Genomic DNA, 3,501 nt, shown 5'->3' on the forward strand with positions numbered 1-3,501 from the left:
CTCACCGTACCTGGCGACAGAATCTTTAACCAGCTTTGAACCATGATCTACTAAATTGCGTACTTGAACCGGCTAATCTGGCAAGCGCATGGAAACAGGTCAGAAGCAACAAGGGTGCTCCGGGTATCGATGGAGTCACCATTGAAGCTTATCCAGACTTTGCCAAACAGAATTGGCCTTCAGTGCGTCAAGCCTTATTGGACGGAACCTACCAGCCGTCACCCGTGCGCCGGCATGTGATAGGAAAGCCGGACGGCGGTGAACGCTTGCTGGGAATCCCAACCGTGATCGACAGGGTCATACAGCAGGCCATTGTGCAGGTGCTGACGCCTGTCTTTGACCCGGGATTTTCCCCAAACAGCTTTGGCTACCGACCGGGGCGGTCAGCACACGACGGAGTCCGTCAGGTTAAGCAGTTGATCAACGGGGGGCTACATTACGCCGTTGACGTTGATCTGAGTAAATTATTTGGCTGGTTTTTGCTCCTGCAAAACCAGACTTCCCACCTTCCATGGCGGTCATACGGTCAATCACGACGTTTTGATGTCTAGGGTCTCCCGTAAGATCCACGACAAACGCCTTCTAAAACTGATTGGTCGCTACCTGCGCTCCGGTGTCATGATTGAGGGCAATGTCTACCCGACCAGGGTTGGCATGCCACAGGGTGGGCCTTTATCACCCTTGCTGTCTAATGTGGTCCTCGACGAACTCGACAAGGAGCTTGAATATCGGGGTCATTGCTTTGCAAGGCTCTTTTGTAAGAGAGTGTGATGACTTCGTTATTCTCGTCAAAAGTCAGCGTGCAGGGGATCGGGTGATGCACAGTATTACCCAGTTCATTGAACGCAAATTGAAACTGAAGATTAACTCCCGGAAAAGCTCTTTATGATGAGAAGGTTGTGAAAGCAACAGAAAGCGAATTCCTGAGTTTCACCTTCACAGGGAAGAAAGTTCGCTGGGCCCAGAAGTGTCTGGACCGATTCAAATACCGGATACTCAAGTTGACCAGTCGTCGCTGGGGTGTCTCAATGCAACATCGGTTACACAAACTGGCACAATATATCCGGGGTTGGATGGGGTATTTCCGGTTATCGGAATATTACCGACCAATTCCCCTGCTGGATCAATGGATACGTCGGCGAATCCGTTGCTGTTTTCTGAAGCAATGGCGCAAGCCAAAAACCCGTTTCAAGAATCTGGTCAGGTTAGGCGTTGATAAAGTGAACGCCGCCAAGATCGCAGCCAGCAGCAAAGGGTATTACCGTCTGAGTAAAACTTATGCGGTACAACAGGCACTGAATAACAATTACCTCGCGAAAATTGGGTTTGTTTCATTGAAAGATTTATGGATCAGGTTTCACCATCATCGTTGAACCGCCCGGTGCGGACCCGCATGCCGGGTGCTGTGGGGAGGGCTGGAGAAAGACCAGCCCTTACCCGATTTATGGCTCGTTTGCAGCTCTTCTGGCTAGATTTATAATAATCGTTGTCACTAAGCCAATTTGAACAAGATTATTTACTGTTGACATTACACTCAAACGAAAAATCCAAGCTCCAGTACTTTCTGAAAAATTTAATATTGACAGACCAAATGTAAAAATTAAACCAAATATTGCTGAATAATAAATTGAAAAAAATACATCTAAATAGCCTTTGCGTTTGTACTTTTTAAATGTACTCGAATTTGAAAACGAGAACATTATGGTTATTACTGCTGCTAAAAAGCCAAGCATCGTAAAAGCAAATGATGATAGAACAACAGCGATATCGTCTCTCTCTTTGAAAAGCGAAAGACTAAGAGACGCATAGTTCTTCACGATCTTGTCGTAACTCAGGAACAAGATCGGTCCAGGAATCCAAGTTAGCAAACCGTACAATATGACTAATATCAGCTTCCTCGAATCTTTCATTTTTTCTGAACTCACTCAATTTATTTATTAAGTATTGGTTTTCATCGGCCTTTGTTTCTAGAACCCCAGAAATACTCTCCTCTTTTACTGAGCCAATAATATCTGATATAGCACCTTGGCCTATTAGATACAACTCTGTCAACTGCGAATGTGTTTCATTCTTGGCCTTTATTATCATTTTTTGAAGACCTTTATCTTCGATAGAGTCTATAAACTTTTCTACAGCAGGCTTTATACTTTTGCTCCTTTTCGGTTTTATTATAATTTCTATCGACTCTATATCTTCAACATCTTCAGATTTACAACGAACAACATTGATAATGTCTCTTGTAAGAGAATTCTCTTTGTCAATCTCTATTGTTGCTCTTCCTAGAAATGGCATTTTCACTATCTCACTTCTAGTAGCTTGATGAAGTAATGGTTCTACAGCAAACTCATAATCTGAAATATTAAGACTATGTAATATTTTATTTATATAGTCGGCGAAAACCTGAAATTTTGGCGCGAGTAAAGTTGATCCAAAACTGAAATAGTTTTCTTTAAGAAGTATGTAAGAAGCAAAGCCTAGCTTTTCATTTTGATTCAATAAATCTTGAATATCATCTACAGATAAATCATTTGTGTTAATTTTCTTAATTATCTCATGACTTCTTGTCATAAGAAACAAGTAAACATCGCCTACTTGATGCGAAATAAATATATGTTCGTCTGAATATTTAAAATTTGATTTGTATTGGTTGTTATTTAGCTTACAAAAAGATTTTAAAATATCTCTCAAGTCAAATAAAACTCGTTCATCACGGTTTCTATGTTTTAGAAAATAACCGAAATAATTTATTCGCATTAAAAATCCTCATGATTAAAAAATGTATGATTAGAGCCATAACGCCTGCATAAGCGGCGGCGCGTCTAGCGCCATCCGCTGGATGCCCTTGTTATGTGCGTGTTACTTGTTTTTGCCAAAACTGAGCACAACCATTATCACCGTTTAATTTATATGGTTCAAAACCATATTTTAGATAGGCTTGCTGAGCGGGCTTATTACCTTCTAATACTTCCAAAGTGATTTTGCAACATCCCTTCTGAAAAGCAATTTCCTCAATTTTATCAAGTATTATTTGGCTTAACTTTTTTCCGCGATATTCATTTTTAACTGCAATATCATGAATATTTATAAGGGGCTTACATTTAAAGGTTGAAAACCCTTCGAAGCAATTTGCAAAACCAGCAGGCTTACCATCTACATAACAAAGAATACTGAAAGCACTTGTAACCTTACCAAGTTCTTTGGCCAGGTTTTCTTTGACGTATTGATCCAAAGGTTCATTTCCGCCCATTGGATCAATAGCATAATCATTCAATAAGGAAACAAGGTCATCAGCATGTTTTTCATTTGAATAGTCTGCAACAATTACTTCTATTGTCATGCTTACTCCGTGATTTATGATTAGCACATAACGCCTAAATCAGGTGCGCCGTAGGCGTCACCTGGATTTACTTGGTACGCCCGGCATGGGCATGAACTGATGGGGTGAAAGTCCCCTGTGGGAGAACCTACATTTGACTGGCGGTAAAGACGCCTGCTGATGAC

General features: G+C 41.3%; 6 protein-coding genes. 3 read left to right on the plus strand and 3 right to left on the minus strand.

Features of this window, described 5'->3' with window-relative positions:
- Positions 1-35: 35 nt before the first annotated feature.
- The 3 genes from ACO6VE_RS24095 to ACO6VE_RS24105 all read left to right on the plus strand — a co-directional run bounded on the left by ACO6VE_RS24095 (position 36) and on the right by ACO6VE_RS24105 (position 1,373).
- Positions 36-551, plus strand: a complete 516-nt coding sequence (locus ACO6VE_RS24095; protein WP_422464003.1) for a reverse transcriptase domain-containing protein — start codon at positions 36-38, stop codon at positions 549-551.
- On the plus strand, positions 544-771 hold the full coding sequence (locus ACO6VE_RS24100; protein ID WP_422444013.1) for a hypothetical protein: 228 nt from the start codon (positions 544-546) through the stop codon (positions 769-771). Before ACO6VE_RS24095 ends, ACO6VE_RS24100 begins: the two co-directional genes overlap by 8 nt.
- A 128-nt stretch (positions 772-899) precedes the next feature.
- Positions 900-1,373: a group II intron maturase-specific domain-containing protein gene (locus ACO6VE_RS24105; RefSeq protein ID WP_422464005.1), complete on the plus strand. Its 474-nt coding sequence runs from the start codon at positions 900-902 to the stop codon at positions 1,371-1,373.
- Positions 1,374-1,442: 69 nt separating this feature from the next.
- Here the strand turns inward: ACO6VE_RS24105 and ACO6VE_RS24110 are convergent, their stop codons facing one another.
- The 3 genes from ACO6VE_RS24110 to ACO6VE_RS24120 form a co-directional block, all read right to left on the minus strand.
- Entirely contained in the window at positions 1,443-1,817 is a 375-nt protein-coding gene (locus tag ACO6VE_RS24110; protein ID WP_422464006.1) for a hypothetical protein, read from the minus strand.
- Entirely contained in the window at positions 1,795-2,754 is a 960-nt protein-coding gene (locus ACO6VE_RS24115) for a hypothetical protein (RefSeq protein WP_422464008.1), read from the minus strand. The genes ACO6VE_RS24110 and ACO6VE_RS24115 overlap by 23 nt, the downstream gene beginning before the upstream one ends.
- 91 nt (positions 2,755-2,845) lie before the next feature.
- A complete protein-coding gene (locus ACO6VE_RS24120; protein WP_422450688.1) occupies positions 2,846-3,337 on the minus strand; it encodes a GNAT family N-acetyltransferase in 492 nt (163 codons plus the stop codon).
- Positions 3,338-3,501: the final 164 nt, after the last annotated feature.

This window comes from Endozoicomonas sp. ALB115 (genome assembly GCF_049310245.1).
Taxonomy (GTDB): Bacteria; Pseudomonadota; Gammaproteobacteria; order Pseudomonadales; family Endozoicomonadaceae; genus Endozoicomonas.

Coding starts and splice junctions, on each gene's coding strand:
- ACO6VE_RS24120 (WP_422450688.1), bottom strand. CDS start 3,337: ATGACAATAGAAGTAATTGTTGCAGACTATTCAAATGAAAAACATGCT.
- ACO6VE_RS24115 (WP_422464008.1), bottom strand. CDS start 2,754: ATGCGAATAAATTATTTCGGTTATTTTCTAAAACATAGAAACCGTGAT.
- ACO6VE_RS24100 (WP_422444013.1), top strand. CDS start 544: ATGTCTAGGGTCTCCCGTAAGATCCACGACAAACGCCTTCTAAAACTG.